We start from the raw sequence: 13,581 nt of genomic DNA, 5'->3' as shown, positions 1-13,581 counted from the left end.
ACTTCATTCCCGTAGATTCTCCGTTACGGCGGCCTCCGCCAGTGCCGCCTCACGCTCGAGCAGCGTGCGCTTTCTCTCCACGCCCCAGCGGTATCCGGATAGCGCGCCGTCGCTACGTACCACCCGGTGGCAGGGCACCGCCAACGCCAAGGTGTTGGTCGCACAGGCCCGTGCTACGGCACGCACCGCCCTGGGCGAACCGATACGAGTCGCCAGCTCGGCATAGCTTAGCGTCGTCCCGATGGGAATCTCGGTCAGCGCGTGCCAGACACGCCGCTGAAAGGCAGTGCCACGAACGTCCAGCGGCAGAGACAGCGCACCCTCGGGCGCCTCGACGAAGCCGGCTACCGTGGCCACCCATTCATCGAAGGCGGTATCGCCGGGGATCAGGCTGGCCGTAGGAAAGCGGTCTTCCAGCTCGCGCAGCAAAGCTTCAGGGTCGTCTCCCAAGGAGATGGCGCAAATGCCCTTGTCGCTTGCCGCCACCAGCAGCGCTCCCAGGCTGCACTCGGCCAGCGCGAAGCGGATCTCGGCGCCTTGGCCGCCCGCCCGGTAACGCTTCGGTGTCATGCCGAGCATGCGGTCGGCGCCGGCATAGAAACGCCCGCTGGAGTTGAAGCCCGCCTCGTACATCGCCTCGGTGACCGTCTCACGCTGCGTCATGGTCTGGCGCACACGATCCGCACGACAGGCGACGGCGTAGGCCTTGGGAGTGAGCCCGGTGACCGACTTGAACACCCGATGGAAATGAAACCGGCTCAGCCCCGCGGCTTGTGCCAGCTCATCGAGAGAAGGCAGGTCCTCGGCGGCTTCGATGAGCCGGCAGGCACGGGCAATGCGCTCGGCGTTGCGCTGCGCCAGCGAGCCTTCCTGAGGATGGCAGCGCCGGCAAGGCCGATAGCCGGCCCGCTCGGCCGCCGCCGCGTCGGCATGAAACTCCACGTTCTCGCGACGTGGCCGACGCGACGGGCAGGTCGGGCGGCAATAGATGCCCGTGGTGCGTACCGCGTAGACGAAAGCGTCATCGGCGCTGGCATCACGATTCGACACTGCCGCCCATTTCGCCTCATCGGAATCGAAGGCGGCAAGTGAGTCGCTGGCTGTTTCGGTCATGGCGGGCCCCCGCGGTGGCTTCGGCGTTCTCCGAGAGTTCAGGATGAGCCCAATCCCCGCCTGGCACACTCCATCTCTTGCTTTCAAAGTGAACTGACTATTCGCTGACAAACGCAGCATAGCATCACCAAGCCGCTCATTTTTTTGACGGCAAGAAGCGGAGTGAGGGCTTACCTCAGCATCGGCAAGGTGGGTATGGGGTCGCCATCGATCTCATATCCACACCTAGGAGAATAGTGCCATGAAACGACTTGCCGATAAGGTCGCCATCGTCACCGGAGCCAGCTCGGGCATTGGCCATGCCACTGCCCGCCTGTTTGCCAAGGAAGGCGCCAGCGTAATAGTGAGCGCTCGCCGCCAGAGCGAACTCGATGCCCTGGTCGAAACCATCGCACACGATGGCGGCCGTGCCATTGCCGTCGCCGGCGACATAGCTGACGAACGCTTGGCGCAGCGCCTGGTCGCTACCGCCCTGGAGCGCTTCGGCGGGCTCGACATCGCCTTCAACAACGCCGGTATCATCGGGTCGATGGGGCCGCTGCAGGAGATGGCGCCGAGTGACTGGAACAGCGTGCTGGATACCAACCTGACCGCCGCGTTTCTAGGGGCTAAATACCAGATCCCGGCATTGCTGCAGCGTGGCGGCGGCAGCCTGCTGTTCACCTCGAGCTTCGTCGGTCACACCGTCGGCATGCCCGGCATGTCCGCCTATGCCGCCAGCAAGGCCGGCCTGCTGGGCATGATGAAATGCCTGGCGTCGGAGCTGGGGTCCCAAGGAGTACGCGTCAACGCCCTGCTGCCCGGCGGCACCGACACACCGGCCAGCATCACCAACGCCCCCGATGCCGGGCCGGAAGTCCTTGCATTCGTCGAAAACCTGCACGCACTCAAGCGCATGGCCGTACCGGAAGAGATCGCCCGGGCGGCGCTCTATCTGGCTTCCGACGATTCAAGCTTCGTTACCGGCACCGCAATGCTGGTCGACGGTGGCGTCTCCATCAGCCGTACATGAATCGTCAGGTAGCGGTGCCGCCTTACGGCACCGCTACCTGAGCAGCCCCACTGTGCGCTAGCCCCTTCAACCAATAGGGGCGCGCAGCAAGGGTAATTGACCACATATACGAGCCACCGCCTTCCTCGGCCCGGCCAACAGGATTCCTTGGGGTACTTGCTCACCGAATGAGGTTGAAGTGATGCGCAACATATAATCCGCATAGTCACTCGCCTCGAATGCAGCGCGCATGTAGGCAAAACGAATCGGTAATTCCTCTGCAGCATCAAAGAGAGCAGGCAGATCACTTTCAGGAGCGCTGAGAACAGGTAGGGGCACGGTGGTAATGCCCTTGAGCAGGATGCCATCGGCGGAGGTGGTATCGCTTCCCACCAAGTCGGGTACATGCTTCCCAAGGCTCATGCCAAGGACGGCAGCAAAGTTGACTGCAAGGCCAGCAGGTAAGCTGTCAGAAAGGATGATCACGGTTTTCATGGACATAATGGCGGCTCCTTTTTGGCTCTGAAGCCTGCAAGGAATACCGCTTTGGGTATTGAAAAAAATTGACCTTTTTAACTTCGCTGGCCTGCTACTCTTCCCAAACGACCACTACCCCGGCAAGCACTTACTTACCGGGCAGGGCCTATCTCTTCGCACCTGGCCGGAGTTGGTTCCCATATGAATCACTCCTGTTCGCATAGAAAACAACCGGATGATGGTGTCACGAACCATTAGCATGGAGTCTCCAAGGCAACAGCCAAAGAGGCAACACCCATGAACCGGATGCGCATCAATCAACTCGATATCGCCTGGACAGCGTCGGGCCAGGGGCAGCCTGTCATATTGGTACACGGCTCATGGGACACCCATGCCGCCTGGGATCGGGTGGCTCCCGAGCTGGCTCAAGAGCTGCGAGTCATTCGCTATGACCGTCGTGGCCATGGGGAAAGCGAGTGTCCGCCAGGCCAAGGGCGCTACAGCGAAGACGTGGACGATCTATGCCAGCTGATCGAGGCCATGAGTACTGATACCGGCGTGCACCTGATCGGCCACTCCTATGGCGCTACCATCGCCCTATTGGCTGCCGATCAGTGCCCTGAACGTGTCGGCTCGGTGCTGGTCCACGAACCGCCAGCATTCGGTCTGCTCAAGCAGGACCAGGAGCACAAGGGTTTGCTGCCGATCATTCAACGACATATCGACCAGGCCATGGCGATGCTCGAGAAAGAGTGCGACGCAGAGGGGGCACGTTATTTTGCCGATCACATTGGCTTCGGCCCGGGCTTCTGGGATAGCGTGCTGACTGCCGATATGCGTGCCAGCTTCATCGCCCATGCCCCAACCTGGTTGGACCAAGCACGCGATCCGACGCGCCTTGACATCGTACCGGAGCGCTTTTCCAACCTCCGGGTGCCGGTCTGCCTGACGACAGGCACCCATGGACTACCTTGGTACGCGCCCACCATGGCGCGACTAGCTCGACTCATTCCCGATGCTCGTCTCGTCACCGTTCCGGGAGCTGGCCACGCCCCTCACCTGACCCACCCCCACCAGTGGGCCCAGTTGGCCCTGGACTTCATTGGCAAGCACTAAGATTTGTAGCCATTGGCTGAGCTCTGCAGGCGCCTAGATCACGACGCCAGAGTCCGGACAGCTGCTACCTTATCTGAAAATGACCATCGCCCCGGCAAGCACTTACTTACCGGTCAAGGCCTATCTCTTCGTACTTTGCCGAGTTGGCCTGGCTCATTGGCAGGAGGGAGCATGGATTTTCTCGTCAACTTGGACGTGGACGATCTGGAGCGCGGCATCGACTTCTATGTCCACGCCTTTGGCCTCGAGGTCGGTCGTCGTTTCGGCGACGACGGTGCCGAACTGATCGGCGGTCCGGCGCCCATCTACCTGCTGGTCAAGGCCACCGGCTCATCAGCCTATGCTGCAGGAGAGTCCGTACCCGGCGGACAGCGCCACTACAGGCGTCACTGGACACCGGTGCATCTCGACGTGGTGGTGGAGGACATCGAAACCGCGGTGGAACGGGCCATCGCCGCCGGCGCCACCCAGGAGCAGCCCATCGTGACCGATCGCTGGGGCAAGCTTGCGCTGATGGTCGACCCCTTCGGTCACGGCTTCTGTTTCGTGCAGTTCCTGAATCGCGGCTACGATGAGATCGCGACCGTTTGATCGCTCGCCAGCGAGTCGATCACGAACCCGAACTCACTCGCCAGTGCCCGACGTCCCAGCTCGCTGATACTCACTACCCGCGAGTGCTTCTGCCGGTCGATCCAACCGAGTTCCAGCATGCGCTCGGCCACGGCGGCCCCCAGCGCTCCACCGAGGTGATCGCGCCGCTCGCTCCAGTCGAGGCAGGGGTAGGCAAAACGTCGACGGCGCTTGCGTAGGGAAGTGACATCTATGCCGAAGTCGGCAAACCAGACCTTCCCTCGCTCCGTCACGTCCATGGCCTCGCCATGGTTGACCAAGTACTCCCTTTCGAGCAGTACTGCCGTCAGCCGTGTGCCCAGTTCCCCGGCCAAGTGGTCATAGCAGAATCGCGCAGCCCCCAAGGCACCTGCCGGTCGCCTGCACGGCGGCGCCACCTTCATCGGTTTGGCCACTACCATCAGCGCCTCGACGGCATGCGCCACCTCAGCCGACGCCAGCCGGTAGTACTTGTGCCGCCCTTGGGCCGTCGACTCGATCAGGCTGTCGCGCTGCAATCGCTTGAGATGCTCAGTCGCCGTGCCCGGCTGCACGCCGCAGCCATAGGCCAGCTCCTTGGCGGTCAATGCCCGGCCTTCCATCAGCAAGGCGAGCATACCCATGCGGGTCGGATCGCCAATGGTGCGGGCTAGGCGTGACAGGTCTGGCTCAACCATCGTTAGCTCTCCACCTAACTATTTATGTCTGACAAGCATAGGCCAACGGGACACAATCTGACTTCACCCCTTGGACATCTTGCGCAGAGCAGGCAGTCGCTCAACCGCAGATACAGGAGATTCCCAATGATCGCCGTTATCTTCGAAGCCACTCCCAATCCCGAGCACCACGAGACCTATTTCGATATCGCCGCCAGCCTGCGGCCGCTGCTCGACGAAATTGACGGATTCATCTCCATCGAACGTTTCGAAAGCCTCACCCAGCCGGGCAAGGTCCTCTCGCTCTCCTTCTGGCGCGACGAACAAGCAGTCGCTCAGTGGCGCCAGCTCGAGCGCCACCGTGCGGCCCAGGCTCAGGGCCGCGAAGTGGTGTTCGACAACTATCGCCTGCGCGTGGCCACGGTGATGCGCGACTACGGCATGCACGAACGCGACCAGGCGCCTGCCGACAGCCGCGAGCGTCATGATTCTTCGTCTGCTTCCGGATGAAGGACATCGCCCCGGTAAGCCCTTACTTACCGGGGCGCCGCTGCCGGCTGGCAGAACACCAGTACCAGGTCCGGCAAGACCCAGGTGGCCTGGCGCCTAGAGAATTTACTCATCAAAGCTTTGATAATCCAAAGGGAAGGTGGCACTACAAACTTTTACAGTGGTATGGTATTAATTCTGGTATCAAGATGAAATACTTAGTGAGCCATAGTAACAAAACACCAGATGTACCATGCGGGCGCTTTCATTGCGACATCACTGATTGTTCGACATTAACAAAAAAGAGCATATGACCTACAGCTCAACGTTCAGCATGACTGTTTGATGGAGCTTGCGCGAAGCGAATTGCTCAATCAATCCAGAGGACTGTCGGCCTCTTACTGCGCCTCCTACAAGATTAATGAAAAAAGCAGGTGCGCCACTATGCGACAGCCAAAAACGAGATCTGGAGTGTATAAACAGCATCGGATGAATAGCGCAATCCAGCGCGGTGGCAACACGTTCCAGCATGAGTATGATGGCAAACGTCTTCACTACCAAGGTGCCAGCAATCCAACTTGGTACTCTATGGCGCCAACGCCTGGCGGTCGACGCTCCAAGCCGATTTCATGGGCTATATCTGCGATAATTGCTCCCCTGCCGGCCATGCGCGTAGCTTCCACTGCCGATACTCATCAGAAAAGCCCGTTCGCCGCAAAGGCTCTAACCACGATCAACCAAGGAAAGCGGTGCCTGAGGCTGGCTCTCGCGCTGGCGCTGCCCACGCTGCTGCTGCCGCAGGTGAGCTGGGGACAGTCCTTGGATGGTTTGGGAGGTCTTTCCGGTAACGACAGCGATGCGGCGGGTGTAAGCGCCGACGGCTTGGTCGTGGTGGGGATCAGCGATAACCGAGCCTTCCGCTGGACAAGCGTCGCCGGCATGACAAGCCTCGGCCCAGGCGCTGGCCGTGCCTACGCCGTTAACTCCGACGGCTCGGTCGTTGTCGGATACGAAGGGTCCTTCGGAACACGAGAAGCCGTACGCTGGACTAACGATGGTGGAACGCAGATCCTCGGCACACTCCCTGGCGGAGCGACAAGCAACGCTTATGGCGTCAACGCCGATGGCTCGGTCGTAGTGGGCGAGAGCGATAGCATCGACGGCCTTCGCGCTTTCCGCTGGACGGATTTTGGGGGCATGCAACACCTCAGCGCTCTGGACGGCGGGACCAGTTCGGCCCGGGGCGTAAGCGGGGACGGCCAGATCGTGGTTGGCCGAAGCACCAGCGGCGATGGCACTCGCGCCTTCCGCTGGACGGAGGCCGACGGGATGGAAAGCCTCGGCGTCCTCGATGGCGGCGCCGCAAGCGAGGCCAGCGCCATCAGCGCCAACGGCCTCGTGATCGTTGGTTTCAGCGAGAGCAGCGACGGCACTCGCGCCTTCCGTTGGACCGAAAGCGGCGGCATGCGAGATCTCGGCCTCTTCGCAGGTAGAGGCGAAAGCATGGCCCACGCCGTAAACGCGGACGGTCAGGTCATCGTGGGAGCCGCCACAGCTCCGGACGGTACGGATTCTCAGGCATTCCGCTGGATGGAAAGCACCGGCATGCAAAGCCTGGAGGATCTGCTAACAGCCCAGGGCGTCGATATAAGCGGCTGGGAACTGGCGGACGCCACCGGCGTCAGCGGGGATGGCGAGATCATCGTAGGCGCAGGTTGGACGGGCGCCGACAGCCAAGGCTTCATCGTGTACCTGCCGGTCGATGAGGACGGCCCTCCGCCTGGCCTGACGACGCCGGAGCGGTTGTCTCGAGCGCTGGCCGATACCGGTGCGGCCGGGCAGCAAGCGCAAGGCGCGGTCATGGGCGGCCTGGGCCAAACCCTAACCGTCGCGCGACTGTTCAGCGGTTCTCAATCCTTGCCCGATCGTCTCACCGGCAACGTTCAGATGGCTTCGCTCGCCCCTAACGTCTCCTACGGCGCGCCCCGGGCCTCGCGCTGGTCGTTCTATGCCCTCGGCAACTTGGGCAATGGGTATTTCGGCGAGAGCGGCAGTTGGGGGCTCGATGGGGCAGTGGGCCTCGCCGCCGATGTCTCGCCAGGCTGGCGTGTTGGCGGCGGCGTCATCGGCTCCTACAGCCGCTTCGACCTGGACTTCGGCGGCGAAAGCCGCCTGGATGCGCTGGGCGGCTCGACCTTTGCAGCCTATGAAGGAGCCAACGGTCTGCGCCTGGGCGCGGCTGCCTACTTGGCACAGTTGGATGTCCGCACTGATCGGCGTTATCAGAATGGCGCTGGCATCGACAGCTCACAAGGGGATACCGATGGCCTAGGCTACGGTCTTGCACTGAACGCCGGCTGGGCCTTCCCCGTCGCTAGCGCCACTAGCCTGACACCCTTCGCCGAGGTGCAGTGGTCGCGCAGTGAGCTCAAGGGCTATGAAGAACACGGCGGAGCCTTCGCAGCTAGCGTTTCCGATCAGGACGGCCGTTCGACCGTGAGCCGTCTAGGCGCAGAGATTGCGCACAGTGTGTCTCCAACGTTAGAGGTTCAGGCCAGCGCCGCCTGGGCCCGGCGCCTCGACGGCGACGCCGGAACGGTCAACGCCACCACGCTGGGCCTGACCCAGGTCATGACCCCGGGGCTTGGCGACAGCGACTGGGCAGAGGGCTCGTTCGCCACAGTCTGGCAAGCCAACGACCGCGCCCAGCTCTACGCCCAACTCACAAGCCGCAGCGGCGAAACTCAGGCCCTAGCACTCGGCGCCACCGCCGGCATCACCTGGAACTTCTAGAATAGCAGCAGACGAAGTAAGCAACGTTGCTGCCTGATCCAATTCCACGGCACTTTGCGACAACCTACCAGGCCTCTGGAAAATGCCATCGACACTAACCCCCCTCGACAGCTTCGATGCCCAAGCTCGAATACCACGGCGCGGCCCAGGCTCAGGGCCGCGAAGTGGTCTTCGACGACTATCGCCTGCGCGTGGCCAAACCTAGGCAGCCAGACGCGACTCCAATTCATGCAGGCTCACGTGCCCCTTGAAGTGGCCCACCCCCGTCGGCAGTTCGCCGCGCTCGATGGCCTCGGCGAAGCGCACGGCCGGGTCGTCCTTGAGTTTCGCCAGATGCCGCGCCAGGTTGGGATATTCCTGCTTCAGGTCGAACAGGCGATGGTACTCGGCCCAGCGAGCAATACCGACGAAGTAGGCATCCGCCATGCTGCGCGCATCGCCCAGCAACCATTCCCGCTCGGCAAGCAGTTTATCCAGATAAGCGCAGCTCTCTGCCACAGACTCGCGGCCCAGCCGGCGCAGCATTTCCTGCTCCACACCGCTCATTCCTTGCGTATCGTAGAGGGTCCAGAGTGGACCGAAGGCGGCGAAGAAGTCCGTGTTGAGGTAGGCCAGCATCTGGTTGAGGCGATCGAACTCCCGGCTGCCCTGCGCGAAGCCCAGCCGCGCATCGAGGTCGCGTGCCGCTAGGTGCTGCAGAATCGCCAGGCTCTCGGTCAGAGGCTCGCCATCCTCCAGCAGCAATGCCGGTGTCTTGAAAAGAGGATTGATCTTGGCATAAAGCGCATCCCAGGGCTGCTCCAGCATCTCGATGCGGCACAGGCGATAGGGCTTGCCCAGCCACTCGAGCGCCACGATAGAGCCGAACGAACAACCTTGCGGTACGCCATAGAAGAGAACGGGTTCCATTGTCTTGCTCCTTGTTGAGAGTGAGAAAAGCCAGCGCCCTCTGCGCTTGGCCTTGTCAGCAAGGTAATGGCTAAATAGGGCGAATCATGTCCTATTGGAAACAGGAACCTTCAGCGTGGCCAATCCCACCGTTCGCGTGCTGACACTGCTCGAACTGCTGCAGGCCCATCGCCACATGAGCGGCCGGGAGCTAGCCGAACGGCTGGGCGTCGACCGGCGTACGCTTAGGCGGTACATCCAGGCGCTGGAAGAGCTCGGTATTCCCGTCACCACCGAGCGGGGACGGCACGGCGGCTACCGCCTGATGCCGGGCTTCAAGCTGCCACCGCTGATGCTGACCAGCGAAGAGGCGCTGGCCGTCTCGCTGGGGCTGCTCGCCGCTCAAGGGTTAGGCATTGCCGAAACGGCCCCGGCGCTGGACACCGCGCGGGCCAAGCTGGAGCGGGTCATGCCCGCCAGGCTGAAACAGCAGGCACAGGCACTGAGCGAGAGCGCCCGGCTGGAATTGCCCTCGGCCAGGGCTCCGGGCGACGAGCGCCTGCTGCTATTGTTCGCCACCGCCACCCAGGCCCGCCAGCGCGTGCGGCTCGACTACCGCGACGACCGGGAGTAGCACACCCAGCGTGTGCTCAACCCCTATGGCCTGGTCTTCCGCGGCGGGCGCTGGTACGTCAGCGGCTGGTGCCACTTACGCCGCGACCTGCGCAGCTTTCGCCTCGACCGCATCATTGAGGCCACACCGCTCGAGGCCAGCTTCGACAGGCCGGCCGACTTCGACCCGGCCGCACACCTAGCCCACAGCATCGCCAACCTGCCCCGCGCCACCGCCGTCAGCGTGCGCCTGCACACCGATCTTGCTCATGCCGTCGAAGAGCTGGGTCGCCATATCGGCGTGTTCACTCCCGACGGCAACGCCGTGCTGCTGCATGCTCGAACCGACAGCCTGACCTGGTTCGCTCGCCAGCTCGCCCATCAGCCCTACGACTTCGAAATCCTCGACCCACCGGCGCTTTGCGATGCCCTTGTCCAGCAGGCCGTTCGCCTCCAGCGTCTGGCCATGCCAACTGGCCGTTAAAAAATAAAGGGGCATGTCGAAAGCGACTATGTTGAATCGAAGTAGGGAAGCGGTACCAACAACAACCCCTGGAGATTCACCATGCAGCTTTCCACCTACCTGATCTTCGACGGCAACTGTCGCGAAGCCTTCGAGTTCTACCAGCGCTGCTTCGATGCCAAGCTCGAAGCCGTATCCACCTATGGCGAAATGCCCGCCAGTGAAGGCATGGAAATACCCGAGGAAGCCCGCGACCTGATCATGCACGCCCGCCTGCGCATCGGCGATCAACTGCTGATGGCATCGGATAACTCCCCCGGTTGCCCCGCGCCCTACGAAGGCATCAAGGGCGCCAGCATCGCGGTGGGAGTCGACTCCGTTGAGCAGGCCGAAAAGCTCTTCAATGCGCTGGCCGACAACGGCAACGTGCAGATGCCCCTCGAAGAGACCTTCTGGGCGCATCGTTTCGGCATGCTGGTGGACAAGTTCGGCGTCGCCTGGATGATCAACTACGACAAGGAGCAGCAGGCCGCCGCCTAGCGCAGCACGGCTTCCTCTCTCAGCCGCCCGGCCAGCAGATCGATGAAGGCTCGCACCTTGGCCGCCGGGCGGCGCCCCTCTCGATGCACGGGCACACGGACGCCCTGACCCAGCAGCTAGCGCCTGCCCCGATACTGCCTCACCGTTCAGTCAAGAAACGCTACCGACCGCTCGCCCCATCCAGGGTGGCCGGCTCAGCACCAGTTCGCTGGCGCATTGGTCTTGGGCTACGTCGCAGCAGCATCAACATGACGATGACCAACCATGCCAGTGGTGCGATGAAAGCCAGCAAAGCGGCCGTAGATTGCAGCCCCACGGCAGTGTGGTAGACCAGCCGTGCGCCTCCATCTGACCGTGATTCGACATCGATAAGCACGGCCCTCTGCAAGCGACTCAGGGTACCGGTGTCCGGCACGTCTATGGCGAGCTCATCTGCGATATCTCTCAAAGCGGGCCACTGGCCTGCACTGTTGCCCTGTGACCATGACCGGTACTCTGGCCAGGGGTAATCCGGCGTCATGTCCCGCAAGGTGAGACTGCGTGCCTGAGCATCGGCGTAGACCGCAACTATTCCGGCCACGCGTCTTTCCAACTGCGCGCGGACGTCCTCGTCCAGCGTGCGCAGCAACGCTTGCACATCGTTGTTAGCGAGCGTTCTAAGCGACAACGGCAAAGACGCAGTGGCCGTCGGTTCGTCTTTCGTGAGCGCCGCCCAGCTTTGCACGCCCAGTAGCGAGGTGATCATTTGCTTGCTGGCAAGGCAGTCGTCGCTTTGCGGGCAGAGACGCTGAAGATCGGCAATTGTCAGGCCATCCAAACTACTATACAACCAGCCCAATGACAGTCGCCCAGGGGACTCTTCTTCCCACAGCGCCGCCAATGAGTGCAGCGTAGGCAGATCCGTGTAGGCAGAGTAATCAAGGGAAGCCATGGCTTGGCCCCAGTAATAATCCCGGCAAGAGATGCTGTAGGATAACGCCGGTCTTGATGGCTCGGGGTTCGCAAACAGGCCGCAAGACAGTTTATTTCCGGTCGGCTTGAAAATGAGCCGGGTTCCGGCCGGTGGCACGTACTCGCCAATATCTTCGGGGGTATGTAGCACCAGTGGCGGATAGCCCAGCGCGGTGCCTTTGAGGTCATAAAAAATCGCGGGCCACAGGCGCTGCCCGTCCCATAGCAACAGCCCGGCGCAAACACTCGCCAATACCAGCGAGGCGCTCAGCCGAGAGCCTGTACCTTGGAGCGCCAGTAATCCCAAACTCGACCCGTAGACCAGCGGTAACCCCAACAACAGCCCGGGTAGGCCCGCGCTTAGCGGCGGAGCCCATAGGAACAGCAGATAGTGGCTGCTGGCAAGAATAGCCAGTACGCCGCATGCCAGAGCTGCTGCCATGGCTATTGCGCCCCATGAGCAGCAACGTCCCAGCAACCAGAAAACATAGCCCGCGGCCAACAGGGCGAGCGATAGCCTGAGTACCGAATCAGGTGCAGCCAACAGCGCTAACATTGCCTTATCCACATGCCACAACTGTGTAATGTGCTGCCATGTGCATGCACGTGATGCCGGATCAGGCGGCCATCGGGTCCCAGCTCATAAGAGATCCCGTGGCGCTGGCCGTTGTTGTCGAAACGCGCTACGCCCAGCAGCTGCCCGGTGGGCGATGTGGCCAGCCAGGTTCCCCTATCTTGGCCCTTATAAAACCAGCCCTGCCAGCGTGAGTCGGTGTCGGCCCTGAGTACCCAATAACCCTCTCTGGCGCCATCGAGGTACTGGCCGCATTCGACCAGATCGCCCTCTTCATTGCGCTCCTTTTGAACTTCTTCCTCGCTCAGTACGCAGCCATCCGCATCCAGTGTCGGTGGCCCCAGTTCTTCCAGCAACGAAGGGGCGATGCCCGCCATTGACCAGGTTGGGGCTAAAAACAGCAGCGCCAATGCAATAGGCCGCATGTCAGTAGGCCTCCAGGGACATGAAACGGTAGGTCCAGCGTTGCGAACGCGCAGTAGAGTCGTCTATCTGCAACTGTTCTATACGCCGCACTTCGCCATGAAACTTGAGCTGGCCCTCGGGGAACACGAAGGACTCCAGGGCAGGGTCCGTCAGATCTGCGGCTCGCGCCATGGGCATCAGTGCCTCGCCATTGGCATCGAGAAAGCGAAATCGACCAAAGAACTCGCGCGCGGGTTGGGCCAGATCCACGCTGGGCCCGGGCAGTGCCTCCAGCGGCACCAACCATGGCAATTCACTTTGCTGGTAGGTCAAGGGCTGCCAGGTTACCTCTGCGGGACAACGCAACTCGCTCGTCACTTCAAGGTCGTGAAAGAAGCGCCGCTCGCCATCCATGCTTTGCAGCTCCCAGCGCACGCGGCCGAGATACTCCTCAGGCAGTTGGGCATAGCGCAAGTACGACTCGGCGGGCAGGCGTTGCTGATAGTCCTCTATATCTCCGTCATAACGGTCTAAGGGGTAGACAAACAAACGCTCTACCGGGCGCCATTGCAGCGGCCGATCTGCCCCCACAACCTGGAGTTCGCAGGTGTAGCTCATGGTGATGGGAAGAAAGAGTTCATGGTACTCGAGATTCTGGTCATGCATGGGTAAGTCCAGAGCCAGGTCTGCGTCCGTGTGCTGCAAGGGCAGGTGCCAGGTCGGAGGTATCGAAGACTTAGTGCGCTGATCTCGTTCAGTAGAAAAACGCACATCGGCAATGCGCACGAGCTATGGTGATTTCTGGTGTATGGGAGGAGGTAGGAAGGGTGGCGTATCCTGTTGATTGATCACGACCAAGATCTCAATCAACATGAGTGGATACGCCATGACCGATTCTACCCTC

15 protein-coding genes are annotated in these 13,581 nt (G+C 61.7%); 8 read left to right on the top strand and 7 right to left on the bottom strand.

The genetic code is table 11. The features are described from left to right. Positions 1-3 precede the first annotated feature (3 nt). Complete coding sequence (gene ada / locus HOP58_RS08070; protein WP_234260054.1) at positions 4-1,113, bottom strand: bifunctional DNA-binding transcriptional regulator/O6-methylguanine-DNA methyltransferase Ada; 1,110 nt, start codon at positions 1,111-1,113, stop codon at positions 4-6. Between the two features lie 241 nt (positions 1,114-1,354). Between ada and HOP58_RS08065 the strand changes: the two genes are divergently transcribed. Next, positions 1,355-2,125, top strand: coding sequence for an SDR family oxidoreductase (locus tag HOP58_RS08065; protein WP_234260053.1), 771 nt, complete (start codon positions 1,355-1,357; stop codon positions 2,123-2,125). A gap of 66 nt (positions 2,126-2,191) precedes the next feature. Here HOP58_RS08065 and HOP58_RS08060 read toward each other — a convergent pair whose 3' ends face one another. Further along, on the bottom strand, positions 2,192-2,605 hold the full coding sequence (locus tag HOP58_RS08060) for a DUF2000 domain-containing protein (protein WP_234260052.1): 414 nt from the start codon (positions 2,603-2,605) through the stop codon (positions 2,192-2,194). Between the two features lie 273 nt (positions 2,606-2,878). On the opposite strand from HOP58_RS08060, the gene HOP58_RS08055 reads away from it, so the two are divergent. Both HOP58_RS08055 and HOP58_RS08050 read left to right on the top strand, forming a co-directional pair. Continuing rightward, a complete protein-coding gene (locus tag HOP58_RS08055) occupies positions 2,879-3,697 on the top strand; it encodes an alpha/beta hydrolase (RefSeq protein WP_234260051.1) in 819 nt (272 codons plus the stop codon). 171 nt (positions 3,698-3,868) lie between these two features. Beyond that, on the top strand, positions 3,869-4,288 hold the full coding sequence (locus HOP58_RS08050; RefSeq protein ID WP_234260050.1) for a VOC family protein: 420 nt from the start codon (positions 3,869-3,871) through the stop codon (positions 4,286-4,288). On the opposite strand, the gene HOP58_RS08045 is transcribed toward HOP58_RS08050, so the two are convergent. Further along, positions 4,264-4,983: a winged helix-turn-helix domain-containing protein gene (locus HOP58_RS08045; protein WP_234260049.1), complete on the bottom strand. Its 720-nt coding sequence runs from the start codon at positions 4,981-4,983 to the stop codon at positions 4,264-4,266. The genes HOP58_RS08050 and HOP58_RS08045 overlap by 25 nt on opposite strands. Before the next feature lie 126 nt (positions 4,984-5,109). Here HOP58_RS08045 and HOP58_RS08040 point away from each other — a divergent pair, with 126 nt between their 5' ends. Together HOP58_RS08040 and HOP58_RS08035 are read left to right on the top strand one after the other, a co-directional pair. Next, positions 5,110-5,472, top strand: coding sequence for an antibiotic biosynthesis monooxygenase (locus HOP58_RS08040; RefSeq protein ID WP_234260048.1), 363 nt, complete (start codon positions 5,110-5,112; stop codon positions 5,470-5,472). Positions 5,473-5,922: 450 nt separating this feature from the next. Next, complete coding sequence (locus HOP58_RS08035; RefSeq protein WP_158409665.1) at positions 5,923-8,244, top strand: autotransporter domain-containing protein; 2,322 nt, start codon at positions 5,923-5,925, stop codon at positions 8,242-8,244. A gap of 201 nt (positions 8,245-8,445) precedes the next feature. Here the strand turns inward: HOP58_RS08035 and HOP58_RS08030 are convergent, their stop codons facing one another. Beyond that, on the bottom strand, positions 8,446-9,153 hold the full coding sequence (locus HOP58_RS08030; protein ID WP_010629820.1) for a glutathione S-transferase family protein: 708 nt from the start codon (positions 9,151-9,153) through the stop codon (positions 8,446-8,448). 115 nt (positions 9,154-9,268) lie between these two features. Here HOP58_RS08030 and HOP58_RS08025 point away from each other — a divergent pair, with 115 nt between their 5' ends. The 3 genes from HOP58_RS08025 to HOP58_RS08015 all read left to right on the top strand — a co-directional run bounded on the left by HOP58_RS08025 (position 9,269) and on the right by HOP58_RS08015 (position 10,747). Beyond that, entirely contained in the window at positions 9,269-9,766 is a 498-nt protein-coding gene (locus tag HOP58_RS08025) for an HTH domain-containing protein (protein WP_234260047.1), read from the top strand. A 12-nt stretch (positions 9,767-9,778) separates the two neighbouring features. After that, entirely contained in the window at positions 9,779-10,228 is a 450-nt protein-coding gene (locus HOP58_RS08020; protein ID WP_234260046.1) for a WYL domain-containing protein, read from the top strand. Between the two features lie 81 nt (positions 10,229-10,309). Further along, positions 10,310-10,747 carry a VOC family protein gene (locus HOP58_RS08015; protein ID WP_010629822.1) on the top strand — a complete coding sequence of 146 codons (438 nt, stop codon included), beginning with the start codon at positions 10,310-10,312 and terminating at the stop codon, positions 10,745-10,747. A 160-nt stretch (positions 10,748-10,907) separates the two neighbouring features. Here HOP58_RS08015 and HOP58_RS08010 read toward each other — a convergent pair whose 3' ends face one another. Genes HOP58_RS08010 through HOP58_RS08000 form a run of 3 tightly spaced genes read right to left on the bottom strand, consistent with a single transcriptional unit; the run spans position 10,908 to position 13,343 of the window. Beyond that, on the bottom strand, positions 10,908-12,254 hold the full coding sequence (locus HOP58_RS08010; RefSeq protein WP_234260045.1) for a hypothetical protein: 1,347 nt from the start codon (positions 12,252-12,254) through the stop codon (positions 10,908-10,910). Next, positions 12,248-12,697: a hypothetical protein gene (locus HOP58_RS08005; RefSeq protein WP_234260044.1), complete on the bottom strand. Its 450-nt coding sequence runs from the start codon at positions 12,695-12,697 to the stop codon at positions 12,248-12,250. Before HOP58_RS08005 ends, HOP58_RS08010 begins: the two co-directional genes overlap by 7 nt. Before the next feature lies 1 nt (position 12,698). Continuing rightward, positions 12,699-13,343 carry a hypothetical protein gene (locus HOP58_RS08000; protein WP_234260043.1) on the bottom strand — a complete coding sequence of 215 codons (645 nt, stop codon included), beginning with the start codon at positions 13,341-13,343 and terminating at the stop codon, positions 12,699-12,701. Positions 13,344-13,581: the final 238 nt, after the last annotated feature.

The organism is Halomonas sp. MCCC 1A11062 (assembly GCF_021404355.1).
Taxonomy (GTDB): domain Bacteria; phylum Pseudomonadota; class Gammaproteobacteria; order Pseudomonadales; family Halomonadaceae; genus Halomonas; species Halomonas aerodenitrificans.
Note: the sequence above shows the minus strand (reverse complement) of the source record. Positions and strands in the feature narration are given on the sequence as shown.

Coding starts and splice junctions, on each gene's coding strand:
- HOP58_RS08040 (WP_234260048.1), top strand. CDS start 5,110: ATGATCGCCGTTATCTTCGAAGCCACTCCCAATCCCGAGCACCACGAG.
- HOP58_RS08015 (WP_010629822.1), top strand. CDS start 10,310: ATGCAGCTTTCCACCTACCTGATCTTCGACGGCAACTGTCGCGAAGCC.
- HOP58_RS08005 (WP_234260044.1), bottom strand. CDS start 12,697: ATGCGGCCTATTGCATTGGCGCTGCTGTTTTTAGCCCCAACCTGGTCA.
- HOP58_RS08055 (WP_234260051.1), top strand. CDS start 2,879: ATGAACCGGATGCGCATCAATCAACTCGATATCGCCTGGACAGCGTCG.
- HOP58_RS08065 (WP_234260053.1), top strand. CDS start 1,355: ATGAAACGACTTGCCGATAAGGTCGCCATCGTCACCGGAGCCAGCTCG.
- HOP58_RS08010 (WP_234260045.1), bottom strand. CDS start 12,254: ATGTTAGCGCTGTTGGCTGCACCTGATTCGGTACTCAGGCTATCGCTC.
- HOP58_RS08060 (WP_234260052.1), bottom strand. CDS start 2,605: ATGTCCATGAAAACCGTGATCATCCTTTCTGACAGCTTACCTGCTGGC.
- HOP58_RS08000 (WP_234260043.1), bottom strand. CDS start 13,343: ATGCATGACCAGAATCTCGAGTACCATGAACTCTTTCTTCCCATCACC.
- HOP58_RS08050 (WP_234260050.1), top strand. CDS start 3,869: ATGGATTTTCTCGTCAACTTGGACGTGGACGATCTGGAGCGCGGCATC.
- HOP58_RS08045 (WP_234260049.1), bottom strand. CDS start 4,983: ATGGTTGAGCCAGACCTGTCACGCCTAGCCCGCACCATTGGCGATCCG.
- ada (WP_234260054.1), bottom strand. CDS start 1,113: ATGACCGAAACAGCCAGCGACTCACTTGCCGCCTTCGATTCCGATGAG.
- HOP58_RS08030 (WP_010629820.1), bottom strand. CDS start 9,153: ATGGAACCCGTTCTCTTCTATGGCGTACCGCAAGGTTGTTCGTTCGGC.